Genomic DNA, 23,637 nt, shown 5'->3' with positions numbered 1-23,637 from the left:
GCGGCGCCCTCCCACGAGCGCGCCGCCGGGGCGTTCCTCGAAGGGCTCCCATGACCCAACTCATCTGGAACGGTCTCTTCGTCGGATCGTTCTACGCCCTGGTCGCGCTGGGCTACACCATGGTGTACGGCATCATCAGGCTCCTCAACTTCGCCCACGGCGACCTGTACATGCTCGGCGCGTTCGTCGGTTTCGGCGTTCTGAGCGTCGCCGGCGGGCTGGCGACCGGCCTCGGCTTCGTGGCGCTGCTCATCGTCCTGATCATCTCGATGCTGGTGACCGGAACCGCCGGCCTCCTGCTCGAGCGGATCGCCTACCGTCCCCTGCGCGGCGCGCCCCGGCTCTCCGTACTGATCACCGCGGTGGGCGCCTCGTTCGCGCTCGAGTACGGGATGCGCCTGGTGGCCGGGCCCAACCCGGAGGTCTACCCGGTCCGGCTGGCGGGCGACTCGATCAACCTGCTCGGCGCCCGCATCACCATCCAGCAGGCCAGTCTCATCCTGATCGCGGTCCTGCTGATGGCCGGCCTCCAGTGGCTCGTCATGGGGACCGGGACCGGGCGGGCCATGCGCGCCATCTCCCAGGACCCGACGGCGGCCCTGTACATGGGCATCAACGTCGACGCCATCATCGCGCGCACCTTCTTCATCGGCTCCGCCCTCGCCGGCGCCGCCGGCGTGATGGCCGGCGGTTACTACGGGAAGATCGACTTCCTGATGGGGTTCATCATCGGGCTCAAGGCGTTCACCGCGGCCGTCATCGGCGGCATCGGCAACATCAAGGGCGCGATGCTCGGCGGCCTGGCGCTCGGCATGCTCGAATCGTTCGGCACCGCCTGGATCGGCGGGCAGTGGCGCGATGTCTTCGCCTTCGGCTTCCTCATCGTCTTCCTCACGCTTCGTCCGACCGGCATCCTCGGCGAGCGCGTTACGGAGCGTGTCTGATGACCACCAATGTCGCACCGTCGTCCGCCGGCGCCCGCGCGCTCTTCGAGCGCATCCAGCAGAACCGCTACCTCGGCCTGATCGCACTGGCCGTCGCGTTGTTGGCGCCGTTCATCACCGCGACCAACTACGCCCTGTCGGTCATGACCTCCGCGCTGCTCTTCGTGATGCTCGCGGTCGGCCTCAACATCGTCGTCGGCTACTGCGGCCTGCTCGACCTCGGGTACGCCGCGTTCTTCGCCATCGGCGCCTACGTCAGCGGTGTCCTCGCCACCAGGTACGGGTGGCCGCTGCTGGCCACGGTGCCCGTCGTCATCGTCGCGGCGGTGGTCGCGGGCATCGTGATCGGTGGGCCCACCCTGCGGCTGCGCAGCGACTACCTGGCGATCGTGACACTCGGCTTCGGGGAGATCATCCGGATCACGGCGAACAACCTCACCATCACCGGTGGGCCGTCCGGCATCTACGGGATCCCCGGCATCACGCTGCCTGGGCTCGACCTGAGCGGCCCGGTCGGCCTCTATTACACCTGTGTGGTCGTCGTCGCCCTGGCCGTCCTCGGCGCGGCGCGGCTCGGACGCAGCCGGCTCGGACGCGCCTGGCGGTTCATCCGCGAGGACGAGGACGCCGCCGAGGCGATGGGCATCAACACGTACCGCGTGAAGCTCGCCGCCTACATCGGCGGCGCCATCTGGGGTGGCCTTGCCGGCATCCTCTTCGGCGCCCAGCTGTCTGCCATCTCCCCACCGAGCTTCACCTTCCTGTGGTCGGCCCTCATCCTGATGGCCGTCGTGCTCGGTGGCATGGGCTCGACGCCCGGTGTCGTGCTGGGCGCCATCTTCATCAGCGTGCTGCCCGAGCTTCTCCGGCAGGCCGCCGACTACCGGTACTTCGTATTCGGGGTCCTGCTCATCGTCGTGATGATCTTCCGTCGGCAGGGACTGTGGCCGGCGCGGGCCATGGAACGGCAGTCCCGGCGTGACATGCGCAAGGCCAAGGAGCATGACATGGGCAAGGCCAAGGAGGTGGTGCCGTGAGCACGCGAGAACCCGCACCGCTGCTCCAGGTGCAGGACCTGCACCTGGACTTCGGCGGTGTGAAGGCCGTTGACGGGCTGACCTTCCAGGTCAACGAGGGCGACGTCCTCTCGCTCGTCGGACCCAACGGCGCCGGCAAGACCAGCGCGTTCAACTGCATCACGGGCTTCTACAAGGCCACCGGTGGCTCGGTCACGCTGGAAGGCGCGAACATCACCGGCCTGCGGCCGTCCGCGATCGCGGCCCGGGGGATGTCGCGCACCTTCCAGAACCTGCGCCTGTTCGGTGAGCTGACGGTGCTCGACAACGTCCGCGCCGGGATGCACTTGCGGCTGCGGCAGAACGCCCTGGACGCGCTACTGCACACGCCGCGGTTCCGGCGCTCGGAACGGGAGGCGACCGACGAGGCGAACCGCTGGCTCGACTTCGTGGGCCTGCGCGGTGACCGTGGTGGCCTGGCGCGGAACCTTCCGTACGGCGAGCAGCGGCGGGTCGAGATCGCCCGCGCCCTCGCGCGCGGGCCCAAGGTGGTCCTGCTGGACGAGCCCGCCGCGGGCCTCAACTACGGTGAGAAGAACGAACTGCTCGATCTGCTGCACCGCATCAGTGTGCTGGGCATCGCCATCGTGCTCATCGAGCACGACATGGATCTCGTCATGCAGGTGTCGCGTCGGATTGTCGTGCTGAACTTCGGCCGGGAGATCGCCGACGGCACTCCCGAGGAGGTACGCCGCAACCCGGCCGTGATCGAGGCGTACCTCGGCAAGGACGACGCGGAGGAAGCCACGAGCGAGGAGATGAGCCATGACTGATGTCGCCGGCCGCTGTGCACTCGAAATCGACGCTCTCGACGTCCACTATGGCCGCGTCCACGCCATCCGGGGCCTGACCCTGACCGTCGGCGAGGGCGAGATCGTCACGCTGCTCGGCAACAACGGCGCGGGCAAGACCAGTACGCTCGCCACGGTTTCCGGGGTGGTGCGGTCCACCGGCGGCACCGTGCGCGCGTTCGGCACGGACATCACGAAGGCCAAGCCCTGGGAGATCGTGGGCGCGGGGCTGGTGCACGTACCGGAGGGGCGCCGCATCTTCTCCCGGCTGACCGTTCACGAGAACCTCCAGCTCGGCGGCTACCTGGTGAAGGACGCGGCCGCGGTCAACCGCCGGATCGACGAGGTCTACTCCCTGCTGCCCCGGCTGGCCGAGCGGCGCAACCAGCAGGGCGGGAACCTGTCCGGCGGCGAGCAGCAGATGCTCGCCGTCGGTCGCGCGCTGGTCGCCGGGCCCAAACTGCTGATGCTGGACGAGCCCTCGATGGGGCTCGCACCACTCGTGGTGGCCCAGATCATGGATCTGATCCGCCGGATCAACGCGGACGGCACGTCGGTGCTGCTCGTCGAGCAGAACGCCCGCGCCGCACTCAAGATCGCTCACCGCGCGTACGTGGTGGAGAACGGTGTGATCACCCTGCAGGGAGCGGCCGGCGAGCTCGCGCGCGACTCCCGCGTGGTCGAGGCGTACCTGGGGGCCTGAGGCGATGCGGGACATTCGTGCCACCGACTACCACACGGCGGGAGAGCCGTTCCGTATCGTCACCGAGGGCGCCCCGGAGATTCCCGGCACCACCGTGCTGGAACGGCGCGAGCACGCCCAGCGCGACGAACAGGTCGACGCGGTGCGCCGGCTCCTGGTCAATGAACCTCGTGGCCACGCCGACATGTACGGCTGCTTCGTCGTGCCACCCGACGACGAGGGCGCACACTTCGGGGTGCTGTTCTGGCACAAGGACGGCTACTCGACAGCGTGCGGACACGGCACCATCGCGCTGGGTGTGTGGGCCGTCCGGAGCGGGCTCGTGGACGCCGCCCCGGACGGGGAAACCGACGTGGTGATCGACGTACCGTCGGGTCGCGTCACGGCCACAGTCTCCTGTGTGGCCGGCGAGGTCCGCGGGGTCAGCTTCCGCAACGTGCCCGCGTACGTACTGGGTCAGGACATCGCCGTGAACACCAGCCGGGGCCCGGTGCGCGCGGACGTCAGCTACGGGGGCGCGATCTACGCCTCCGTCGACGCCTCGGCCCTCGGACTGTCGGTCAGCCCGGAGCACTACGGTGACCTGCTGGCACTCGGCCGGGAAGTCAAATGGAAACTCAACGGGACCGAATGGGCCCGGCATCCGAGCGAATCGCGGCTCGACGGTATCTACGGCACGATCCTGTTCGAGGATCTCGGCCGGCTGTCCGGCGGTCCGCACCAGCGCAACATCACCGTCTTCGCCGACGGTGAGGTCGACCGGTCGCCGTGTGGGTCCGGCACCTCCGCGCGGGTCGCGCTGCTAGCATCATCGGGGCAACTCGCCCCTGGTCAGGTGCTCACGCACGACTCGGTGGTCGGAACACGGTTCCTGGGCCGGGTGGTGCAGGAGCTGAAAGCAGAGGGTCGTCCGGCCTACGTCTCAGAGGTGCGAGGGATGGCCTACCGAACTGGTGAACACCATTTCTTCCTCGAGGCCGGCGATCCCGTCGGATTCGGATTCACGCTCCGATGAAGAGGACAAGGAGTGACACCGTGACGGACGCCACCGGGCGCCTGGCCCCGGACGCGCTCTCTCTGCCGCAGTTAGGGGGCCGGCCCAACCTTCGGCAGGAGATCGCCCATGCCCTGCGTGGCGCGGTCATCACGGGACAGATGCGCGCCGGCGTGCTGTACTCCGTGCCGACGCTCGCGGAGCAGTTCGGTGTCTCCGCCACGCCGGTACGCGAAGCGATGCTCGACCTCGCCAACGAGGAACTGGTCACGATCGTTCGGAACAAGGGCTTCCGGGTCAAGGAGCTGAGTGACCGGGACCTCGACGAGATCACCTCGCTGCGCGCGCTGATCGAGGTGCCCACCGTGGCCGAGATCGCCCGAACCATCAACGAGCCCACCCGGGCGGCGGTCGAGGAGCTGCGTCCCCTGGCGAGGGAGGTGGAGCGGCTCGCCGAAACCGGCGACCTCATCCGCTATGTCGAGGTCGATCGGCGTTTCCATCTCTCGCTTCTCGCCCTCGCCGGCAACCGGCATCTCATCGACGTGGTCGGGAACCTACGGGCCCGCAGCCGGCTGTACGGCCTGCAGGGGCTCGCCGAGCGTGGCGAGCTGGGGCGTTCGGCCGCCGAGCACGAGCAGATCGTCGATCTGGTGGTGGCTGGCGATGCGCCGGGGGCGGCGGCGCTGATGCGGCGCCACATCGGCCACGTCCGCGGCTCCTGGGCCGGCTACCACGAACCCTGACCGCCAAGGAGCCGATCGTCCTGAGCCGCCGAACCGGAGGATGAGGAGGAACGCCGTGGCCGAGCGGGTTGCCGTGGTCACCGGCGCCAACCGGGGCATCGGCAAGGAGGTGGCCCGCCAGCTCGCCGCCCGTGGCGACACCGTCCTGCTCACCGCCCGGGACGCGAAAAAGGCCGCTGCGGCCGCCGACGAACTGGCCGCCATGGGCGGCACAGTCGTCCCGCACCGGCTGGACGTGACCGATCCCGCCGCCGCAGCCGCCCTCGCCGCCGTCATCGGCGACCGGTACGGACGGCTTGACGTGCTGGTCAACAACGCTGCCATCTCGTACGACACCTGGGCCGAGGCGAGTAGTGCCGATCTCGACGCGGTCCGCGTCGCCCTGGAGACCAACCTGTTCGGCGCCTGGTCGCTCACCCAGGCGCTGCTTCCGATGCTGCGCGCCAGCGGTCACGGCCGTGTCGTCAACGTCTCGAGCGAGGCCGGCTCCCTGACCGGCATGGGGGGTGGCCTCCCCGCGTACAAGCTGTCCAAGGTCGGGCTGAACGCGCTCACCCGGATGCTCGCCGCCGAACTGCGCGGCGACGGCATCCTGGTGAACGCCGTCTGTCCCGGCTGGGTCGCCACCGACATGGGCGGCCCGGGCGGCCGTCCGGTGGCTGACGGGGCCGCCGGCATCGTGTGGGCCGCCACCCTGCCCGACAACGGACCGACCGGCGGCTTCTACCGGGATCGGCGACCACTGCCCTGGTAGACCGACGTACCGGCACTGGTCCTCGGGACAGGAACCGGGCGATGAACGAGCCGCACCGCCCGACAGGGGCCGCCGCGGCGCAGGCCGTCGCCGATCGGTGCGTCGTCAGGCAGCGTCCAGGGTGTTCAGGACGAGCCGGCCGTGGACATGGCCGCGCTCGCCGATGGCGTGTGCGGCGGCCGCCTGCTCAAACGGGAACACCTGTTGCACCTCGACCCGCAGTCGTCCGTCGCCCAGCAGTTGCGCCACCTGGGCCATCGCGGCGCCGTCCGGGGCCACGTAGGTGAAGGCCAGCCGCACGCCCCGCTGGGCCGCCACGGATTCCAGCCGAGGGTTACGGCCCTTGAGGGTGACCAGGAGGCCGCCGGGACGCAGCGTGGCCAGCAGCCCGACCGCGACATCGCCGCCGATCGGGTCGACCACCACGTCGGCGTCACGAACGACCGCCTCCACCGGTTGACGGGTGTAGTCGATGACCTCGCTGGCGCCCAGTGCGCTGACCAGATCATGGTTGCGGGCGGAGGCGGTGCCGATGACGTGGGCGCCTGCTGCCGCGGCGAGTTGCACGGCCAGGTGGCCGACCCCGCCGGCGGCGCCGTGGACCAGCACGCGCTGGCCGGCGGTGACCTGAGCGTGGGTGACGACGGTCTGCCAAGCGGTCAGCGCCGGCATCGGGGTGGCAGCCGCGGTGGCGTGGTCGATGACTTCCGGCTTGCGGGCCAGCGCGTCCGCGGCCACGACCGCGTACTGCGCGTACCCGCCGATCAGGCGGGGAAAGCCACCCATGCCGAAGACCTCGCTGCCCACCGGCAGTCCGTCGACCCCCGTTCCGGCGGCGGTGACCACGCCGGAGACGTCCCAGCCCAGCACGGCCGGGAATCGCGACACGGCGACGCCCTGGCCGGCGCGGGTGAGCCAGTCGATGGCGTTGACGCCGGCAGCGTGCACCCTGACCAGCACCTCACCTTCGCCAGGTGTGGGAGTCGGCAGGTCACGCACCTGCAGCGACTCGGGCGGACCGAACTGCTCGATCACAACGGCGCGCATCGTTCCCCTCCCGGTCCGGTGGCTCATGACAGCCCGGACTCCAACGCCTTGTAGCGGCGGTCCTGATACCGCAGGAACCCGCTCATGCCTGCGATCGCCGCCAGCAGCCCCAGCGGGAGCGCAACCACCGTCTGTGGCCTGCCTGTGATCCACACCCAGGCCAGGGCCACGCCGACGCCGGCAACGAGGCTGTTGACAGCGGCAACCATGCTGGCCATGGTGAACAAGCCCGCCTGCCAGCTTCGTCGTACCCCGAGCGTAGCGAGGGCCTCGGTGGCACCGGCCGCGCCGGTAGCGCTCCACGGGGCGAAGAACGCCGGGGCCTGGGGGCTGAGTGTCCGGTAATACGCCCGGATGTTCGCGATCTTCGCCAGCAGCTGCACGTTCTGCACGCCGGTGTCCACCAACCGTACGACGGTGAAGACGCCGAGCATGACGATGACGGGAATGGTCGTGGCCACGAACGGCACCAGCAGCGTCCGGGACTGGGCGACGAAACCCAGCGCGACCAGGGTGCTGGAGAGGGTGAACGTGAACAGCGAGGCGCGGCCGGCGGCCTCGCTGACCGTGGTGCTGGCTGCCGATTGCAACACGAAGTGCTCGGTGACCAGCGCGGACATGAACGTCGCCTCGTTGGCCGCGCCATTGGCTTCGTCGGTCATTGTTCCCTCCACGGGTGCCGGGCGCCGTGTCGACAGCCGGCTCGTCCGTACATCCCGGTCTTGTCGGTCAGTGGAACTCGTCGGCGTGCGCGCCGGCCCGCTGCCCGCAGGCGCGCGGCCGACGCTGTCCCGGACGGTCGGACAGATGCGTTGACGTAGCAGCTGAGGGGCATGGGCGGCTCGTCGCCGCGCGGTGAACGTGCACCTTCTGGGCCGCGGGACGTGCCACGACGGCCCCGACTCGCGGACCGCACGTCCGGGCGACCGCGTTCGGCGTGAGGTGCGGATGTCAGGGGCCCGATGGACAGTGATCGTTCGGTGGTCAGCGGTTGCTCCTGGACGGTAGCGGGCCCCGGGCGTGGCGCCCGGGGCCGCACGTGGGGGTCTAGTGGTGCAGGTGCCGGCGCAGGTGAGCCGCGACGGTGTCGGTGGCGGTAGTCACCTGTGGCTCTTGGTCGTAGAAGTCGAACTGGGTGCCTTGGCTCCAGAGGATGTCCTTGGGGCCGGCGAGGCTGGCGTGGAACCGGCTGGCGCCGTCGGGGATGGCGGCATCCGTGCTGTGGACGATGACGGTCGGTTGGGTGATCTGCGGCGCGAGGCTGATGGCGTCGTAGGTGAGCCAGTCCGGCCAGGCCATGACGGCGAATCGGTTGGGCCAGGCGGGGACGCCCCCGCGGGCCGGGTTGAGGTAGAAGTCGATGTCGTAGGGCATCGCCGCTCGCGGGTCGGTGGTGCTGACGACCGGGACGTAGTCGACCTCGCCGGTTTCGTCGTATCGGGCGCGGGCCTCCCGGCCCGTTTTGATCTTGGTGGCGACGGCGTCAGCTCCGCCGTAGGCGGCTTCGCAGATCGTCGCGTCGTGGAGCCATGGGGCGACCAGGGCGAGAGCTTTGACCCGCGGGTCGTGGGCGGCGTTGTCGGCCATGTACATGGCCGCGGCGCAGATGCCGAGTTCGGCGAGCCGGTCGCGGTCGACTGCCGGATGTGCGGCGAGGTAGGTGAGCGCGTGGTGAATGTCGGTGACCTTCCGTGCGGGGTTCTCCACGTCGCGGGGCTCGCCTTCGGACTCGCCGAAGCCGTTGAAGTCGAACGACAGCGCCGCGTAGCCGTAACCGGCCAGGCGTTGGGCGTATCGGTCGGCCATCAGTTCCTTGACGCTGGTCCAGGTGCCGGCCACGACCACCCCGGGCACCGGCCCGGCGGTCGTGTCGGGCAGGTGGAGATTGCCGACGAGAGTGGCTCCGTCGCTGTCGAAGGTGACGCGTTCGTGCTTCATGGTGTTGCTCCTGGGTCTGGTCGGGTCGTCAGGCGTACTGCAGGGCGGCCCGGCTGATCAGGCCGTCGGTCAGGGTGAGGCGGTAGTTGGCGCGGAAGCCGCCGATGCCGCCGGGCTGGAAGCGGACCAGCACGGTGACGCCGTCTGGGTGTGGGGTGTGGCCGAGCAGCGTGTAGACGCCGCCGATGACCTCGCGCTCGGCCCAGCGGCGGATGGCGTCGCGACCACGGATCTCGCGACCGACGTCGACGACGACCGCGTCGGCTGCGAACGCGGCCGCGACAGCGTCCGGGTCTTTGGCGGAGACCGCGTCGAAGTAGCGTTGCGCGGCTGGATCGAGAGGTCCCTGCGATCCGGTCGGGATCGGCAGCGGCGTGACGGCGTCCTCGGCGACCGCCCGCATGTGCTCGCTGCTGATCATTGCGATCGCGGCTCCCGCGACGACGACGGCCGCTGTCACCGCGATGATCGTGCGCGCTCTCATGGCAGCAGGCCCCGGTTGCCGTCGCCCCACGTGGCCGTCATGACCACCCTGGTGATCCGCCAGCCGCCCGTGCCACGGGTCAGGCTGAACGAGTAGGTGCCGCCGAGCGTCCACAGCGCTGCCCCATGAGGGTTGGCCTTTCGATGGGTGGCCTGAAATGCTGCCGTGCAGACGGCGGCGTCGCCCTCGACCGTGACCAGGTGGTTGGCCAGCAGGTGCTGGGCGGCGTCGAAGCCGCCGAGCGTGTTCTGCCAGGCGTTCACGACCTCGGCCGGGGTCAGCGTGATCGGTTCCCCGCCGTTCAGGCTGGTGTAGTCCAGCGTCACCTGTTCGGCGAGCACCTCGGTGAGGCGGTCCCATTCCCGCCGGTCAGTGTGCCAGACCAGGCGGGTGCAGGTGTCAATGACATCTAGACGATCCATGCGTCGAGCGTCGCAGCCCGCCAGGCGATCACGGCAGATGAAGTCGCTGCAGGCCGCCTGCAGGATCCTGCAACTTCCGTGCGTCGCGTGCCTTCGATCAATCAGGGCGGGATCCGCGCAGTGGCACAACCCTCCACTGGCTATAGCCAGCCGCGGTCCTTGGCGTATAGAGCGGCTTGGAAGCGGGTCCTGGCGCCCAGGCGGGCCATCAGGTCGGCGACGTGGGCCCGGAACTTGCGAACCGAGATGTTCAGGGCCCGGGCGGCGGCGTCGTCGGTGTCGTACCGGGTCAGCGCCTCCAGGACCTGATGCTCGACGGGAGACAGGGGTCGGTCGTCAACGTCCCGGGCGCGGCTCCACATGCCCTCGTACACGTCGACGAGCACGGCCACGAGTCCGGGTTGGCGAATCTGCAGCGCGCCGGCCTCCGGCCCGGCCGGATCGGCCTGGACGAACGCCACGCTGCGGTTGACGATGGCCAGATGCCGCACCGGCTCGGAGGTGACCCGGTGCAGGTCTCCGCGAGCATGCCAGAGCCTCGCGTGCCGGACCTGCCGTGGGTCGCGCAAGGCCTGAGCCGAAAACAACGTGCGGCAGCGTAGCCCGGCGGCGAGCAGCTTGTGGAGCCGTCCGGAGGAACTGCTGTATGTCGCGAGCGGCTTCATGTACATGAAGTCCTCCGGGGCACCGGCCATCACCGCGTTCATGCGCTGGGTGACGCCAGGACCGTCGGGAATGTGCTCAACCAGGTGGACCCCCTTGCCGCTGCGGTGCTCCTCCGCGAGTTCGGTGAGCACGTCCCACGCGGTGGTCAGCTCGGTCAGCTGCCGTTGCGTCTGTTCCACGCGACGGCGTACCAGCAGATCGACGGCGACCGCGGGTTTGGTCGCGACCAGGCTGCCGGATATCAGTCCGAGGGTGCGCAGCTCGGCGACTGTCGCACTCAGCCCGGGACGGTCGAGGTCCGCGGCCGCCGTCGCGAGGTCCGCGTGCGGGCGGCGCAAGAAGTATCGGTAGACACGTTCCTGTTCGGCGGTGACACCGAGACCGGCAAGACTCACCGGGTACCTCCGGATTCTGCAAACGGTGAAACAGTTGCGCCGCCCGCGTGATCCGGCTGGCCGCCAACCAGGCGCAGGGGTTCGCAATCGCGGATCCTCGGTGGCCGCGCCGGCGCCCACTCGATGGCGACAACATCGAGTGGGCGCTGGCAGGGCGGACTGCTGCTCAGCGACCCCTCGCCGGACACGGCGACGACGGGCCACACCTGCGACAAGCCCGCCCGTCGCGAACGGAATCCGCGGCCGGCTGTGCCGAGTTGTCCTCGCCGGCTCCAGACCATCGTCGCGGGCGAGGCCGATGGCCGTTGTATCGGAGGCGGTCGGGAAGGGGGTGGTTCCGTTACGCGTCGGGAACCCAGCTGCCATGGAAGCCGAGGGGCACCCGGGCCGGAAGCTGGACCCGGGCGACCGGGGCGCCGGTGAAGTCCTGAGCGGCCAGGATCACCAGGTCCGATGCGTTACGGTCCGGGTTGTGCACGTAGGCCAGGGCGTAACCGTCGTCCTCGGCCGCCCGGTGGTCCCCGGCTGCCGGGCCGTGACCGGGGTGGCGGGCTGCGACGAAGACCGGCTCGCTGGCTGCCGCGCCCTTGGGGAAGCGGTGCACTTCAGAGGTGCCGCGCAGCAGGTCGTGCTTGATCAGCGCGTTGTGGAACGCCCGGTCCGGCGGAACGCCGTCGACGGCCAGGTACGCCTGGAACATCTCGGCCGCCGCGGCTGAGTAGCCGAATCGGTGGCGGCGGGAGACCAGGGCATCGTTGATCCGCGGGTATTCCTGCGGCCGGTCGTCGATTCTGCTCATCCGGACCTGGCCGCGGGCGAGGTCGATCGTCCATCGATCCAGCGACGGTGTGCCGGTGGCCCCCGGGCCGCCGGATCCGCGGCCTGCGGCGTAGAAGGGCGCCGGGAATGTGGTCAGGTCCACCACGATCGACGTCCCGTGGTCGTAGGCGTTGAGGGTGTGCGAGTACACGACCACCGCCGGCGCGTCGAACCAGCGCACCTCGCCGCCGGCCCGAGGCAGCACGCCGACCCGGGCGGGATGCCGGTCGTTCCAGATGTAGGGCACGGGGTGGCCCGCTGCGGCCGCTTCCGGATCGAAGGTCACGGGCACGTCGAACAGGACCACGTGCCGTTTGGTGAGGGCGAAGTCGTGCATCATGGGACTGCCGGCCACCGGGATCGTGGTGGTGCGGGCGACGCGACCGGCCGGGTCCACGACGAGGTGGCGTACGTGGTCCCACGTCGGGCTGTAGGTGACGGCGTGCAGCTCGCCCACCTGTGCGTCGAGCTTGGTGTGCGCGGTGAACGCGCCGGTCAAGGTCCCGCCGAAGTCGTACGGGCCGAGGGTGTTGAGCTCCCCGTCGAGCTCGTACGGCAGGGGGCCGCTCTCCAGCAGGGTCAGGATCCGGCCGTTGTGCGCGATGACGTGGGTGTTGCAGGCATAGTCCTGCTCCGGCACCGGCCACGGGTACGGTTCGCCGAGCTTCGCGGCAACGGCGGCGGAGCGGACCCACCGGTTCCGGTACCACTCGGCGCGGCCGTCGCGCAGCCGGACGCCGTGGACCATGCCCTCGCCGAGCATCCAGTGGTGCGCCCGGGGGTCTTCCAGCCCGAGGACATTGGGGCCGATACGCAGGTAGCGCCCGTTCAGCTCACGGGGAATCCGGCCGGTGACGGGCAGGTCGAAGGCCGTGACCTCCTCCCGGACCGGCGCGAACGCGCCCTCGAGGAACGGGTGTCCGCCCGACCGGCGGACGGGTGGGGTGGCGTACGCCGGGGCGGTCTGCGCCGTAGCGGCGCTGCCGATCAGCGGGAGTGCGCCGGATCCGGCTGCGATGGCCCCTCCCGTCAGGGCTGCCGCCGAACGCAGGATGTCTCGCCGGGAATGCCTGGCCATTGTTTGACTCCTAGCTAGCAGGTGTGGATGTCGAAGGGTCGGGTGCCGGTCGCGGTCAGCCGCGGGTCGGCCCGGCGGCGTCGATCATGGGCACCGTCAGCGACCGGCGGGCGGCCGGGAGACTCGCGACGAAAGTCAGGCCGATGACGAGGGCGACGACGGCGAGGTACGGGGTGCGGTCGAGGTCGAGATTCACCGAGCCGGTACGCCCGTACGCGAATCCGGCGATGCCGATCGCGGCCGAGACGGTGCCCAGGGCCAGCCCGCACGTGGCCGCGATGCTCGTCTCCCAGGCCACCGCCCGCAGGAGCTGCCCGGGCGTGGCGCCGATCTTGCGGGTCAGGCCGAACTCCTGCCGTCGCGCCAGCAGGCTCGCGACGCAGTTGTTGACGAGCACCACCGCTGCGAACAGGCTGATCATGCCGATGATGATCAGGTTCAGCGTCTGGACGCTCCTGTCCTCGACCGTGATCACGATGCCTTCGGCGGCGTTCGCGTCGTTGTGAATCCGCTGGATGTAGAGGGTTCCAACGGCCAAGCCGGTCAGGACGATCACCGGCATGGTGACGGACGCGATCTGTCTTGTGCGCTCGCGTACGGCCGAAACCGCCAGGTACGCCGACGCTGCCGCCGACCGCCGCGTCGCTAGTTCGATCGGCAGGGCCACCACCCGCAGCACGATCGGCGAGAGCAGCGCGAGTCCGATCGCCGAGGCGATACAGGCCTGACCGGCGACGCTCAGCGTGGTGAAGCCTTCGTCCTTGAGTACGGTCGCGATCGTCAGGGCGCAGCCGACCCCTGCGGCGAGCAGGACGCCACCCGCGATCACCCGTCCGGTGCCGATCGCTCGGCTGTCGGCGGTGGCCTGGCTCAACGCCTCCCGGGCACTGACCCGCCCGGCCGAGCGGGCGGTGACCGCGGTGGCGCCAAGGGTGGCGAGCAGGGTTGTCGACAGTCCGGCCGCGAGGGCGAGAGACCCGAACCGATAGGAGACATCGTGGCCGATCTGGTCGGTGCGGCTGAGTGCCTCGAGCACCGCGCGGCCGATCAGAAAAGCGGGGAGGACGCCCAGGGCGGCGGCCACGACGGCGACGACCGCCCCTTCGCCGATGATCAGGCGGCTGATCTGGCGGGGTGTGGCACCGACGGCTTTGAGCAGTGCGAGTTCGGCCTGCCGTTGCCGTACCGCCAGGTTGGTCGTGGAGGCGACGCCGAACCCCACGATGACCAGGCCCCACCCACCGACGGCGCCGGCGATCGTCCGCAGTGATGACGCGTCGGCCGCGGAGACGGCATCCCCCTGGGCGGTGTCGAGCAGCGAGGCGAACGCCATGAGCACGGCTGCGCCGGCGAACACGTTGATGAACGTCGCGATGAAGGCGCCTCGGCGGAAGCGCAGTGAGCCGAACGCGAGCCTGAGCGTCGTCATCGCAGACCGCCACTGCGGCGGCCGGCGTCGAGCCGCACCATCTGCTCCGATACCGCGGCAGCGGTGGGCGCCTGCAGGGTGCCGACGATCCGCCCGTCGGCGAGGAAGACGACCGAGTCGGCGAACCCGGCCGCGATGGGATCGTGCGTCACCATGACAACTGTCTGGCCGTGGTCGTCCACGGCCCGGCGCAGCAGCGTGAGCACCGCGGACGCGCTGGCGCTGTCGAGCGCGCCGGTCGGCTCGTCGGCGAACACGATCGACGGTCTGGACGCCAGCGCCCGGGCGATCGCGACCCGTTGCTGCTGGCCGCCGGACAGTTCCGTCGGCCTGCGTTCGGCGTGGCCACCCAGACCGACCTGATCGAGCAGGGCCAGGCACCGCCGGCGCTGGGCGGGGTTTCCGGCCAGCTGCATCGGCAGCATCACGTTCTGCAACGCGGTGAGCGTCGGCAGCAGGTTGTACTGCTGGAAGATGAACCCGATCCGGGTGCGCCGGAAGCGGGTGGCCTGCGCCTCGCTGCCGTACGGGAACTCGCGGCCGTCGACGAAGACAGCGCCCGCGGTGGGCCGGTCAAGCCCCGAGGCGCACTGCAGGAACGTGGTCTTGCCGGAGCCGGACGGCCCCATTACCGCGGTGAACGTGGCGGCCGCGAAGGACGCCGTGACGCCGGCCAGGGCAGCCACCTTGCTGCCGGAGGGCCCATAGGACTTCGTGAGCCCGACGACCCGCAACGGGTCCTGCGCGGCGTCACGTGTGAGATTCGAGCTGATCAAGCTTGCCATCCGATCGGTCCGTTGGTCGAAGATCAGCTCGAGTCTGGAAGCCGTGACCCGGTTTCCACACCGCCTCAAGCAGGGCGAATCGTCCGACCAGCGAAGGGTCCGGCGCCCTACCAAAGTAGGTTGGTGCGGCGTGGCAGGCTGGCTAACCTCGGACAACGTGACAGGTCCGCCGGCTGCGCCGCCGTCCCGGCCCCGCGGCCGTTGGCATATGCTCGTCTACTCCACCGTCGCCGGTTCAGGAGATCGCCTCGGTCTGATCCGCCGCCAGCTTCTGGTCGACGTCGTCCTCGTTCTCGCCGCGATCGGCTTCGGTGGGTTCATCCTGATCCCGACCATCGGCGCCCACACGCGCGCCGGCCTGATCACCGACGTCGTGCTCGGCGTCGTCGCGTGCGGATCGCTGGCATGGCGGCGAAGATGCCCGGTGACGGTCGCGGGATTGACCATCGCCGCGTCAGCCGTGTCCGCTTCCGCCGCCGGCGCCTCCATGGTCGCGCTGCTCACCGCGGCCATTCGCGTACGCCCGAAGGTCGTCGCTGCGCTGACCGCAGCGCAACTGGCTGCCACCTTCTGCTTTCCGCTGCTGTATCCCCAAGCCGCCGGCTACAGCTATCGCACCCAGATCACGATGGGCGGCCTGATGAACCTGGCCGTGGTGGGCTGGGGCCTTATGATCCGCGCCCAGCGGGGGTACCTGCGCGCCGTCCTGGAACGCGCCCACGATCTGGAGGCCGGGCAGGCACTGCTCGCGGCGAACATCCGCGACCAGGAGCGGCGTCGGATCGCCCGGGAGATGCACGACACCCTGGCCCACCGCCTGTCGCTGCTCAGCGTTCACGCCGGGGCGCTCGCCTTCCGTTCTGACCTGTCGCCGGAGCAGACGCGTTCCATGGCCACCATCGTCCGGCAGGCCAGCCACGACGCGCTCGGCGACCTCCACAAGGTGATCGGGATCCTGCGCGACGGGCAGGCCGGCGAGGCAAGTGCGCTGCAGCCCCAGGTCACGCTGGACGACCTGACCAGGCTCGTGCAGGAGTCCCGGCTCAGCGGTACGGAGGTCCATCTCGACCAGCGCGTCGACCAGGCCGACCTGACGATGTCACCAAACGTCGCCGCGACCGCGTACCGGATCGTCCAGGAGGGCATGACGAACGCCCGCAAGCACGCACCGACGTCACCGGTCCATATCACGGTCAAATCGCACGAAACGGGGGAGATCATCGTCACCGTCAGTACGTCCCTCGACCCAGGGCCAACGGCGGCGGCGGACATCCCCGGCACCGGAACCGGGTTGATCGGGCTCCGGGAACGGGTCTCACTCCTGGGAGGCAGCTTCAGGTCAGGACGGGCCGGCGACCAGTTCGTCGTCCGGGCGCGGCTTCCGAGGGAGATCTAGTCATGGAAGAACCACGGGCGATGACCCGGGTCGCGCTGGTCGACGACGACCCGTTGGTGCGGATGGGCCTGAGGGCCATGCTGGACGGCGTCCATGGCATCCGCGTGGTCGCCGAGGCGGCCGACGGCTCCGACGTGCCCGGCATGGTCGACCGGCATCGCCCTCATGTCGTGCTGATGGACCTACGGATGAAGACGATCGACGGCATCACCGCGACCCAGCGCCTGCGGGAACGCGGCGACAGCCCCGCGGTGGTCGTCCTGACCACGTTCGACGACCACGATCTGGTCGCCAGGGCCGTCCGGGCCGGCGCGGTCGGCTATCTGCTCAAGCACGCCCCACCGGAAGACATCGTCCGGGCCGTCCGATCGGTCCGCGACGGGGGCAGCATGCTGTCGCCCGAGGTCGCCCGCCGGGTCATCACCATGCTTGCGGCAGACCCCGGTCACGGCACCCACCGACAGGCGGCGCAACAACGTCTCCAGCAGCTCAGCGCCCGGGAGATCCAGGTCGCCACCGCGGTCGCCGATGGCAAGTCGAACGCCGAGATCGCCGCCGACCTCAACCTCACCGTCCCGACCGTCAAGGGCTACATCAGCACCATTCTCAGCAAGACCGCGACCCAGAACCGCGTCCAACTGGCCCTCACGGTCCAGGCAGCCAACCTCCCACTCTCGCCCCCGGGCCGTACCGGCGCCTGACGATCCACCCGCCGGTACGTGTGCCTCACCGCCAGCGGGCCGCGCAGGTTCATGCAGGCGTTCCTGCAGCCACTTCGTCTTCTGCGCGGTGTCGGTGCGCTGACAGGCTCGGGCATGGATCGTCTGGACCGTGTCGAACTGTCTACGCCCCTGGCGTGGAGCACCGATCGGCGGACGCAGGCCGGCGCCACCCCGCGGGATCGGGGCAAGCGACCGCCGGGCTGCCCCGCCGTGAGCCCCACGCCTCGTACCCACTCAGGAGAAGGACGGCATGTTGCTCATAGCTGGAGCCACCGGCAACGTCGGTGGCGAACTCGTCCACGCACTGCGCCGGGCCGGTGAGCCGGTGCGCGCACTCACCCACACCGATCAGGACTCGGCACTGCCGCCCGACGTGGAACGGGCGGCCGGCGATCTCAACGACCCCGCCGGCCTGACCACGGCGCTCAACGGGGTGCGCGGCGTCTTTCTCCTCAGTGGGTACGCCGACATGCCCGGCCTGCTGACGAAGATCCGCGACGCCGGAGCCCGGCACATCGTCCTACTGTCATCGGGAGCCGTCGACGGTGGCGACCCCGCCAACGTGGTCGTTCGCTACCACGCCGTCGCCGAGGCGGCCGTCAAGGACGCCGGCCTCCCGTGGACCATCCTGCGTCCCAGCGGTTTCCACTCCAACGCACTCCGCTGGCTGCCGCAGCTACGTGCCGGAAACGTCGTGAGAGAGCCGTTCGCCAACGTGCCTGTCGCCGGCATCGACCCCTTCGACATCGCCGCGGTCGCCGCGGTCGCTCTCACCACACCAGGCCACGACCACGCCGTTTACCGGCTCACCGGCCCCGAGGCCATCCTGCCCGCCGACCGCCTCCGCGTCCTGGCCCACCTTCTCGGTCGAGACCTGCACCTGCACCCACTCACCGACGACGAAGCCCGCGTGGAACTGGGCGCCACCATGCCGTCCGAATATGTCGACGCGTTCTTCAACTTCTTCGTCGACGGGTCGTACGACGACGCCGTCGTGCTTCCGACGATCTCCGAACTCCTCGGTCGGCCGGCGAGGACGTTCCGTCAATGGGCGGAGGCACACGCCGACGCCTTCCGCTGATCACCTTCTTACGGCCCTGCCCTGCGCATACTCCGTTTTGACCGGTTGAGCCAAGTCGGCTGCCGCAGTTGGCGGGATCAAATCGATCGGCGTCTTGACGGGTGGGGCGGATTGTGACGTAGTGGATCGAGCGGTTCGGGTCGATATCGGCTGGCCCGCAGCCGTCCGTGACGTCTAGGAGGCTTGTCCGTGTCTATGTCTCGCCGCCAGTTCCTGTCCCGCTCTGCCGGAGCCGGTCTTGCTGTGGCCGTGGTCGGTTCGGTCGACGCCCTGTTCACGGCGGCACCCGCGCTGGGGGTGTCCGGCCCGGAGATCGGGTACGGTCCGCTCGTGCCTGACCCGGCCGGCATGCTCGACCTGCCGGTGGGCTTCCGCTACACGGTGCTGTCTCGCGAAGGCACCGTCCGGCCGGACGGTGGCAGCGTGCCGAGCCGGTTCGACGGTATGGGTGCCTTCGCAGACGAGGCGCGCGGCAGTCGCCTGGTCCGCAACCATGAGTGCTCCCCGACCGCGAAGATCAGGGTCGTGGCTCCGCCGGAACGCACGTACGACCCGGCCGCCGCGGGCGGGACCAGCACGCTCGCCGTCGACGCGTCGAACCGCGCCGTCTCTGAGCACGTCAGCCTGGGCGGCACGGCCATCAACTGTTCCGGTGGCCGGACGCCGTGGCACACCTGGCTGACCTGTGAGGAGACCGAAGACAAGGCGGGTGCCCGCGGGTACACAAAGGACCACGGCTTCATCTTCGAGGTTGATCCGTACGACGATGCTCGCAACACCGATCCGACACCGCTGACCGCGATGGGTCGGTTCCAGCACGAGGCGGTCGCGGTCGACCCGCACACCGGCATCGTCTACGAGACCGAGGACGCGTTCGTGGCGCCGCTGGGTAGCTTCTACCGTTTCCTGCCGAACCGGCCGCTCGGTGGTCACGGGAGCCTGCGGGCCGGCGGCGTGCTGCAGGCTCTGCACGTCCCGGACCTGCCGGACCTGTCAGTGGTGACCGAGGCGGGCACGGCCTTCTCCGGCGTCGAGTGGCTTGACGTGCCGGACCCGCTGGCGACAACGGAGTCGGTCCGTGCCCAGGACTACGCCAAGCCGATCACCGGTGGGTACAAGATCGAGGGCGCCTGGTGGGGGGAGAAGGACGGCTGCGCCTACTTCGTCTCGTCGTTCGCCCGGCGTGAGCTGGGCTCGGCCCGCGACCACGACGGCCAGGTCTGGCGGTACGACCCGCGAGCCAACACGTTGCGGCTGGAGACCATCTTCACCCGACCGACGCCGGCGCCGGAGAACCCCGAGTTCGACGCCCCGGACAACATCTGCATGTCGCCGTACGGGGGCCTGATGATGTGCGAGGACGGGATCGGGGACCAGCACATCCTTGGTACGACCGCCGACGGCGAGGTGTTCGTCTTCGCGCGTAACCGGGTCAACATCGGCACCGCCGAAGACCCGGAGTACGGCGAGCTGGCCGGAGCGACGTTCTCCGCCGACGGCCGGACCATGTTCTTCAACGTCTACAACCCGGGCATCACGTACGCCGTCACCGGCCCCTGGAACCGCCGCCAGGGCTGACCCCGCAGCCACCGGGCGATGCTCCCCGGTCCATATGTGATCGGGGAGCGTTCCGGGCACCGCCGAGCAGTGGACCAGGCGGCTGGCGCTCGCCATCGATCGTGCCTGGACCTGACCGAGTCCGAACCCTGCTCACGTCATCCAAGCCCGCCCTGGCGATGTGTGAGCCCCGGGTTTGGCTGCTCGCGGTCTGCCAAAGATGGACAAAACGGAAGCGTGTTGGTCTAGTGCTGGTTACGCTGCCGCAGGAGGTGAGCCATCATGTTGACACACGCACCGATGGAGGCGGCCCTACCAGCGAGCGACATGGAACGGGCCAAAGGCTTCTATCGCGACACCCTGGGCCTGACCATCTCGCGCGAGGCCGAGGACGCCGTCCATTTCGAGTCCGGTGGAACGACGTTCTTCATCTATCCCACCCCCAACGCCGGGCAGGCCCCCCACACGCTGGCGGCCTGGATAGTCGCCGACCTCGACGCCGAGATGGCGGACCTCCGGCGGCGCGGCGTGACGTTCGAAGAGTACGACCTCCCTGGTCTCAAGACGGTCAACGGCGTCGCAGAGTTGGGGACGTTGCGCGGCGCCTGGTTCAAGGACAGCGAAGGTAACATTCTCGGCGTGAGCCAGCCACGCGAAGGGTGACCCGCCGTAGTCGTCATCCGCTCAGGCGCGGTCACCGGTGCCGGTGCAGAAGCCGGTGGAAGCGGCCAGGGAGCAACCTGGCCCACGCCCGGTCCAGTCGCCTGGCATGGTAGAGGGCATGTGCAGAAATATTCGCGTGCTCCACAACTTCGAACCGCCTGCGACCGACGACGAGATTGAGGCGGCCGCCATCCAGTACGTGCGCAAGGTCAGCGGCATGCCCCGGCCGTCCGCGGCCAACGCGGAGGCGTTCGACGAGGCGGTCCGCGCTGTCACCGCGGCCACCCGAGCCCTGCTGGACAGCCTCGTGACGAAGGCCACTCCCCGTGATCGAGAGGTGGAGGCCGCGAAGGCGAAGGCGCGCGCCGCCGAACGGTACGGCGTTCGGGCGGCGGCTTCGGGCTGACCGCTCCCGATCCGGCCACGCTGGTCCGGGCTTCCGACACGGCGACCTCCTGGGCGACCCGAAGTCGTCACGAGGACGGCGCGACGGCGTGACCGGTCGCGAGGCGGGTTTCGTACATGCGGAGCGCGACGATGAGACCGGAGACGGCGGTGATGACGGCGATGACCCAGATCGCGGGACGCATGCCGAACAGGTCCGCGGTGATGCCGGCGAGAAGTGCGCCGATGGCGTATCCGAGGTCGCGCCAGAGCCGGTAGACGCCGACGGAGCGGGCGCGCCAGGCAGGGTGGGCGACGTCGCCGACGACGGCGAGCAGGGTGGGGTAGACGAGGGCGGTGCCGGCGCCCATCAGGACCGCGGCGACCGCCCACGGGGCGAAGCTGTTGGTGGCGGCGACGAGGCCGATCCCCGCTGCCTGGAGGAGCATGCCGGCGGTGATGAGCCATTTCCGGCCCCAGCGGTCGGACAGCCAACCGGTGAGCATCTGGCCAAGGCCCCAGACGGCGGGGTAGAGGGCGACGAGGACGCCGATGCGGGCGACGCCGAGCCCGGAGGTGGCGAACAGGATCGGGTAGAGGCCCCAGGCGAGGCCGTCGTTGAGGTTGTTGACCAGGCCCGCCTGGCTTGCGGCCGACAATGCCTTCTCGCGGAAGCTGGTGAGCGTGAAGATCTGCCGCCCGGTCAGCTCGTCGTGGTGCTCGGCGTTGCGGGCGATGTGGTTGGCGGCTTCGTGTCGGGCGTGGCCGTGGGTTTCGCGGACGAACGCTGTGGACAGTCCGAGGCCGAGGGCGGCGAAGGTGAGGCCGAGGTAGAACGGGACCGGCCGTAGGCCGTGCTCGGCGGCCAGCCACCCGGTAGCGAGGGCGGTGGTCGCCAGCGCGAGGTATCCGGAAGCCTCGTTGAGGCCCATGGCGAGGCCGCGTCGGGCTGGGCCGACGAGGTCGATCTTCATGACGATGGTGGTGGACCAGGTCAGGCCCTGATTGATGCCGAGCAGGACGTTGGCGGCGATCACCCAGCCCCACGACGGTGCCCAGATCAGCAGGAGCGGCACGGGCAGTCCGATGAGCCACCCGGCGACGAGGACGGGTTTGCGCCCGTACCGGTCGGACAGGTTGCCGGCGGCGAGGTTGGCCAGGGCCTTGGTGATGCCGAACGCGACGATGAAGGTCAGCGACGCGGTGAACGCGCCGACGGCGAACACCCGGTCGGCGAGCAGTGGCAGGATGGTGCGTTCTTGGCCGATCATGCCGCCGACGAGGGCGTTGACCCCCACGAGGAGGGTGAACTGGGCCAGGTTGGGTCGTAGCCCGAGCCGGATGGGGCCGACACGGGGCGTGGTGCTGTTCACGCGCCCTGCTCCAGGTTGCCGCCCGTGGCGCGGGCCCAGTCGGCGGCGCCGCCGTCGAGCACCGACACTTCCCGGTGGCCGTCGCGCCCCGCGGTCATGGCGCGTTCGCCGTGCCCGCACATCACGGTCACCGGACCCGCTCCGACGTCGCCGGTGTGCCTGCCCAGGGAGCCGAGTTCGATGTGCAGCGCGTTCGGCAGGTGCCCGGCCCGGTACTCGTCGCGCTGCCTGATGTCGAGCACGCGCCCGCCCGTCTCCGCCGGTGCGACCAGCGCGGTGGTGGCCACCGGCTGCCCTGCGGTGCGCCAGGCGGTCATGCCGCCGGCGAGCTCGCCGACGATGCGGGTGTAGCCGATGTTGAGGACGGGCCAGAGGATGTCGGCGGCGGGCTGGTCGGCATTGCGGACGATGACGATCGGGGTGGCGCGGTCGACGACCCAGCCGAGCCAGGTCGCGAATGCCGGCCGCAGCGCGATGGACACCGCGCCCGGGATGTGTCCGGCGGCGACGTCGGCGACTGGGCGCACGTCCACCACGACCGCGCCGTCGCGCATGTGTGCCCGGACCTCGTCGACGGCCAGTCCCGGCAGCTGTGGTTCGCCGCCGATGACCTCGGGACCCTGGCGGTTGAGCTCGGCGAGCCAGGTGAAGTAGGTGGGGTAGGTGCTGAGGCTGCCGGTCAACCGGCGCGCGAAGGTCTCCGCGTCAGGCGCCGCCAGCAACGGGTTGGTGGCCTTCTCGGCGCCGATGGTGGAGGTGCGGGCAGCGCCGGGTGGCGCGGAGCAGAACGAGCCCGCCCCGTGGGTCGGCCACAGCGCAGTGGCGTCGGGCAGGGCCGCGAGCCGTCGCAGCGAGGCGTGCTGCACGTGAGCGAGTTCCACGGTGCGCGCCGCACCGAGCAGGTCGGTGCGGGCGGCGGCGCCGACGATCAGTGACCCGCCACTGAACACTCCGACCGGCGTGCTGCCGTCCAGGAGCAGGAACGACAGGTGCTCGTCCGTGTGCCCGGGGGTGGCGAGGGCGCGCAGGGTGAGCCCGCCGAGGTCGACCTCGTCCCCGTCGACCAGGCCCTGATGGTCGAAAGCGCGCATCCCGGCGGCGGAAGCCAGGACCGTCGCGCCGTCGTCGGCGGCCAGCTGTACGGCACCGGAAAGGAAGTCGGCGTGCAGATGAGTGTCCGCCGCGTATGCGACGGTCAGGCCGCGCCGCCGGGCCGCTCGGCGCACGGCGCGCAGGTCCCTGGGCGGATCCACGGCGAGGGCGTGGCCGTCGTCGAGGTCGAGGAGGTAGCAGCTGTTGCCCAGGCCCTCGTCCACCAGCACGGTCAGCTGGTCGTCGATTCTGCCCATCGTCCGCCCCGATCTCTCGTCACCTGCTTCTGATACTATTC

The 23,637-nt window shown here is 70.1% G+C and carries 24 protein-coding genes; 13 read left to right on the top strand and 11 right to left on the bottom strand.

Going from position 1 to position 23,637, the window contains the following annotated elements; genetic code table 11:
- Positions 1-50 precede the first annotated feature (50 nt).
- The 7 genes from ACGFI9_RS05165 to ACGFI9_RS05135 are packed head-to-tail and all read left to right on the top strand — an operon-like array spanning position 51 to position 6,008.
- Positions 51-944, top strand: a complete 894-nt coding sequence (locus ACGFI9_RS05165) for a branched-chain amino acid ABC transporter permease (RefSeq protein ID WP_393175095.1) — start codon at positions 51-53, stop codon at positions 942-944.
- Complete coding sequence (locus ACGFI9_RS05160; RefSeq protein ID WP_393175093.1) at positions 944-1,981, top strand: branched-chain amino acid ABC transporter permease; 1,038 nt, start codon at positions 944-946, stop codon at positions 1,979-1,981. Before ACGFI9_RS05165 ends, ACGFI9_RS05160 begins: the two co-directional genes overlap by 1 nt.
- Positions 1,978-2,793, top strand: a complete 816-nt coding sequence (locus ACGFI9_RS05155; protein WP_393175091.1) for an ABC transporter ATP-binding protein — start codon at positions 1,978-1,980, stop codon at positions 2,791-2,793. The genes ACGFI9_RS05160 and ACGFI9_RS05155 overlap by 4 nt, the downstream gene beginning before the upstream one ends.
- A complete protein-coding gene (locus tag ACGFI9_RS05150; RefSeq protein WP_393175089.1) occupies positions 2,786-3,514 on the top strand; it encodes an ABC transporter ATP-binding protein in 729 nt (242 codons plus the stop codon). Before ACGFI9_RS05155 ends, ACGFI9_RS05150 begins: the two co-directional genes overlap by 8 nt.
- Before the next feature lie 4 nt (positions 3,515-3,518).
- Positions 3,519-4,529, top strand: a complete 1,011-nt coding sequence (locus ACGFI9_RS05145; protein WP_393175087.1) for a proline racemase family protein — start codon at positions 3,519-3,521, stop codon at positions 4,527-4,529.
- Between the two features lie 20 nt (positions 4,530-4,549).
- Entirely contained in the window at positions 4,550-5,254 is a 705-nt protein-coding gene (locus ACGFI9_RS05140) for a GntR family transcriptional regulator (protein WP_393175085.1), read from the top strand.
- 55 nt (positions 5,255-5,309) lie between these two features.
- A complete protein-coding gene (locus ACGFI9_RS05135; RefSeq protein ID WP_393175083.1) occupies positions 5,310-6,008 on the top strand; it encodes an SDR family NAD(P)-dependent oxidoreductase in 699 nt (232 codons plus the stop codon).
- A 105-nt stretch (positions 6,009-6,113) separates the two neighbouring features.
- Here ACGFI9_RS05135 and ACGFI9_RS05130 read toward each other — a convergent pair whose 3' ends face one another.
- The 9 genes from ACGFI9_RS05130 to ACGFI9_RS05090 form a co-directional block, all read right to left on the bottom strand.
- Positions 6,114-7,055, bottom strand: a complete 942-nt coding sequence (locus ACGFI9_RS05130) for an NADP-dependent oxidoreductase (RefSeq protein WP_393175081.1) — start codon at positions 7,053-7,055, stop codon at positions 6,114-6,116.
- Positions 7,056-7,078: 23 nt separating this feature from the next.
- Positions 7,079-7,717 carry a hypothetical protein gene (locus ACGFI9_RS05125; RefSeq protein ID WP_393175079.1) on the bottom strand — a complete coding sequence of 213 codons (639 nt, stop codon included), beginning with the start codon at positions 7,715-7,717 and terminating at the stop codon, positions 7,079-7,081.
- Positions 7,718-8,102: 385 nt separating this feature from the next.
- Complete coding sequence (locus ACGFI9_RS05120; RefSeq protein WP_393175077.1) at positions 8,103-8,993, bottom strand: alpha/beta hydrolase; 891 nt, start codon at positions 8,991-8,993, stop codon at positions 8,103-8,105.
- 28 nt (positions 8,994-9,021) lie between these two features.
- On the bottom strand, positions 9,022-9,453 hold the full coding sequence (locus tag ACGFI9_RS05115) for a nuclear transport factor 2 family protein (protein ID WP_393175075.1): 432 nt from the start codon (positions 9,451-9,453) through the stop codon (positions 9,022-9,024).
- 20 nt (positions 9,454-9,473) lie between these two features.
- Positions 9,474-9,899, bottom strand: coding sequence for a nuclear transport factor 2 family protein (locus ACGFI9_RS05110; protein ID WP_393175073.1), 426 nt, complete (start codon positions 9,897-9,899; stop codon positions 9,474-9,476).
- A 140-nt stretch (positions 9,900-10,039) separates the two neighbouring features.
- A complete protein-coding gene (locus ACGFI9_RS05105) occupies positions 10,040-10,960 on the bottom strand; it encodes a LuxR C-terminal-related transcriptional regulator (RefSeq protein WP_393175071.1) in 921 nt (306 codons plus the stop codon).
- Positions 10,961-11,300: 340 nt separating this feature from the next.
- A complete protein-coding gene (locus ACGFI9_RS05100; protein ID WP_393175069.1) occupies positions 11,301-12,857 on the bottom strand; it encodes a carotenoid oxygenase family protein in 1,557 nt (518 codons plus the stop codon).
- Between the two features lie 55 nt (positions 12,858-12,912).
- The gene (locus tag ACGFI9_RS05095; RefSeq protein WP_393175067.1) at positions 12,913-14,286 is read right to left on the bottom strand and encodes an FtsX-like permease family protein; all 1,374 of its coding nucleotides are present in this window, start codon (positions 14,284-14,286) and stop codon (positions 12,913-12,915) included.
- A complete protein-coding gene (locus tag ACGFI9_RS05090) occupies positions 14,283-15,071 on the bottom strand; it encodes an ABC transporter ATP-binding protein (protein ID WP_393175065.1) in 789 nt (262 codons plus the stop codon). Before ACGFI9_RS05090 ends, ACGFI9_RS05095 begins: the two co-directional genes overlap by 4 nt.
- A 208-nt stretch (positions 15,072-15,279) precedes the next feature.
- Here ACGFI9_RS05090 and ACGFI9_RS05085 point away from each other — a divergent pair, with 208 nt between their 5' ends.
- The 6 genes from ACGFI9_RS05085 (at position 15,280) to ACGFI9_RS05060 (ending at position 20,896) form a co-directional block, all read left to right on the top strand.
- Positions 15,280-16,467, top strand: a complete 1,188-nt coding sequence (locus tag ACGFI9_RS05085) for a sensor histidine kinase (protein WP_393175063.1) — start codon at positions 15,280-15,282, stop codon at positions 16,465-16,467.
- A 2-nt stretch (positions 16,468-16,469) separates the two neighbouring features.
- Entirely contained in the window at positions 16,470-17,168 is a 699-nt protein-coding gene (locus tag ACGFI9_RS05080; RefSeq protein ID WP_393175061.1) for a response regulator, read from the top strand.
- A 271-nt stretch (positions 17,169-17,439) separates the two neighbouring features.
- Complete coding sequence (locus tag ACGFI9_RS05075) at positions 17,440-18,270, top strand: SDR family oxidoreductase (protein WP_393175059.1); 831 nt, start codon at positions 17,440-17,442, stop codon at positions 18,268-18,270.
- A 195-nt stretch (positions 18,271-18,465) separates the two neighbouring features.
- Positions 18,466-19,848 carry an alkaline phosphatase PhoX gene (locus ACGFI9_RS05070; protein WP_393175243.1) on the top strand — a complete coding sequence of 461 codons (1,383 nt, stop codon included), beginning with the start codon at positions 18,466-18,468 and terminating at the stop codon, positions 19,846-19,848.
- Positions 19,849-20,109: 261 nt separating this feature from the next.
- Complete coding sequence (locus tag ACGFI9_RS05065) at positions 20,110-20,490, top strand: VOC family protein (RefSeq protein ID WP_393175057.1); 381 nt, start codon at positions 20,110-20,112, stop codon at positions 20,488-20,490.
- 118 nt (positions 20,491-20,608) lie between these two features.
- Complete coding sequence (locus ACGFI9_RS05060; protein WP_393175241.1) at positions 20,609-20,896, top strand: DUF2277 domain-containing protein; 288 nt, start codon at positions 20,609-20,611, stop codon at positions 20,894-20,896.
- Between the two features lie 67 nt (positions 20,897-20,963).
- On the opposite strand, the gene ACGFI9_RS05055 is transcribed toward ACGFI9_RS05060, so the two are convergent.
- Both ACGFI9_RS05055 and ACGFI9_RS05050 read right to left on the bottom strand, forming a co-directional pair.
- The gene (locus ACGFI9_RS05055; RefSeq protein ID WP_393175054.1) at positions 20,964-22,247 is read right to left on the bottom strand and encodes an MFS transporter; all 1,284 of its coding nucleotides are present in this window, start codon (positions 22,245-22,247) and stop codon (positions 20,964-20,966) included.
- Positions 22,244-23,596, bottom strand: coding sequence for a rhodanese-like domain-containing protein (locus ACGFI9_RS05050; protein WP_393175052.1), 1,353 nt, complete (start codon positions 23,594-23,596; stop codon positions 22,244-22,246). Before ACGFI9_RS05050 ends, ACGFI9_RS05055 begins: the two co-directional genes overlap by 4 nt.
- Between the last annotated feature and the right edge of the window lie 41 nt (positions 23,597-23,637).

This window comes from Micromonospora sp. NPDC048930 (assembly GCF_043197935.1).
In the GTDB taxonomy this organism is placed as follows: Bacteria; Actinomycetota; Actinomycetes; order Mycobacteriales; family Micromonosporaceae; genus Micromonospora.
This window is presented reverse-complemented; position numbering and strand designations above follow the sequence as displayed.

What these genes read in the sequence shown, in the direction of transcription:
- ACGFI9_RS05075 (WP_393175059.1), top strand. Translation starts at nt 17,440, where the DNA reads ATGTTGCTCATAGCTGGAGCCACCGGCAACGTCGGTGGCGAACTCGTC.
- ACGFI9_RS05070 (WP_393175243.1), top strand. Translation starts at nt 18,466, where the DNA reads ATGTCTCGCCGCCAGTTCCTGTCCCGCTCTGCCGGAGCCGGTCTTGCT.
- ACGFI9_RS05120 (WP_393175077.1), bottom strand. Translation starts at nt 8,993, where the DNA reads ATGAAGCACGAACGCGTCACCTTCGACAGCGACGGAGCCACTCTCGTC.
- ACGFI9_RS05150 (WP_393175089.1), top strand. Translation starts at nt 2,786, where the DNA reads ATGACTGATGTCGCCGGCCGCTGTGCACTCGAAATCGACGCTCTCGAC.
- ACGFI9_RS05080 (WP_393175061.1), top strand. Translation starts at nt 16,470, where the DNA reads ATGGAAGAACCACGGGCGATGACCCGGGTCGCGCTGGTCGACGACGAC.
- ACGFI9_RS05090 (WP_393175065.1), bottom strand. Translation starts at nt 15,071, where the DNA reads ATGGCAAGCTTGATCAGCTCGAATCTCACACGTGACGCCGCGCAGGAC.
- ACGFI9_RS05100 (WP_393175069.1), bottom strand. Translation starts at nt 12,857, where the DNA reads ATGGCCAGGCATTCCCGGCGAGACATCCTGCGTTCGGCGGCAGCCCTG.
- ACGFI9_RS05095 (WP_393175067.1), bottom strand. Translation starts at nt 14,286, where the DNA reads ATGACGACGCTCAGGCTCGCGTTCGGCTCACTGCGCTTCCGCCGAGGC.
- ACGFI9_RS05060 (WP_393175241.1), top strand. Translation starts at nt 20,609, where the DNA reads ATGTGCAGAAATATTCGCGTGCTCCACAACTTCGAACCGCCTGCGACC.
- ACGFI9_RS05050 (WP_393175052.1), bottom strand. Translation starts at nt 23,596, where the DNA reads ATGGGCAGAATCGACGACCAGCTGACCGTGCTGGTGGACGAGGGCCTG.
- ACGFI9_RS05065 (WP_393175057.1), top strand. Translation starts at nt 20,110, where the DNA reads ATGTTGACACACGCACCGATGGAGGCGGCCCTACCAGCGAGCGACATG.
- ACGFI9_RS05085 (WP_393175063.1), top strand. Translation starts at nt 15,280, where the DNA reads ATGCTCGTCTACTCCACCGTCGCCGGTTCAGGAGATCGCCTCGGTCTG.
- ACGFI9_RS05110 (WP_393175073.1), bottom strand. Translation starts at nt 9,899, where the DNA reads ATGGATCGTCTAGATGTCATTGACACCTGCACCCGCCTGGTCTGGCAC.
- ACGFI9_RS05125 (WP_393175079.1), bottom strand. Translation starts at nt 7,717, where the DNA reads ATGACCGACGAAGCCAATGGCGCGGCCAACGAGGCGACGTTCATGTCC.
- ACGFI9_RS05160 (WP_393175093.1), top strand. Translation starts at nt 944, where the DNA reads ATGACCACCAATGTCGCACCGTCGTCCGCCGGCGCCCGCGCGCTCTTC.
- ACGFI9_RS05165 (WP_393175095.1), top strand. Translation starts at nt 51, where the DNA reads ATGACCCAACTCATCTGGAACGGTCTCTTCGTCGGATCGTTCTACGCC.
- ACGFI9_RS05130 (WP_393175081.1), bottom strand. Translation starts at nt 7,055, where the DNA reads ATGCGCGCCGTTGTGATCGAGCAGTTCGGTCCGCCCGAGTCGCTGCAG.
- ACGFI9_RS05145 (WP_393175087.1), top strand. Translation starts at nt 3,519, where the DNA reads ATGCGGGACATTCGTGCCACCGACTACCACACGGCGGGAGAGCCGTTC.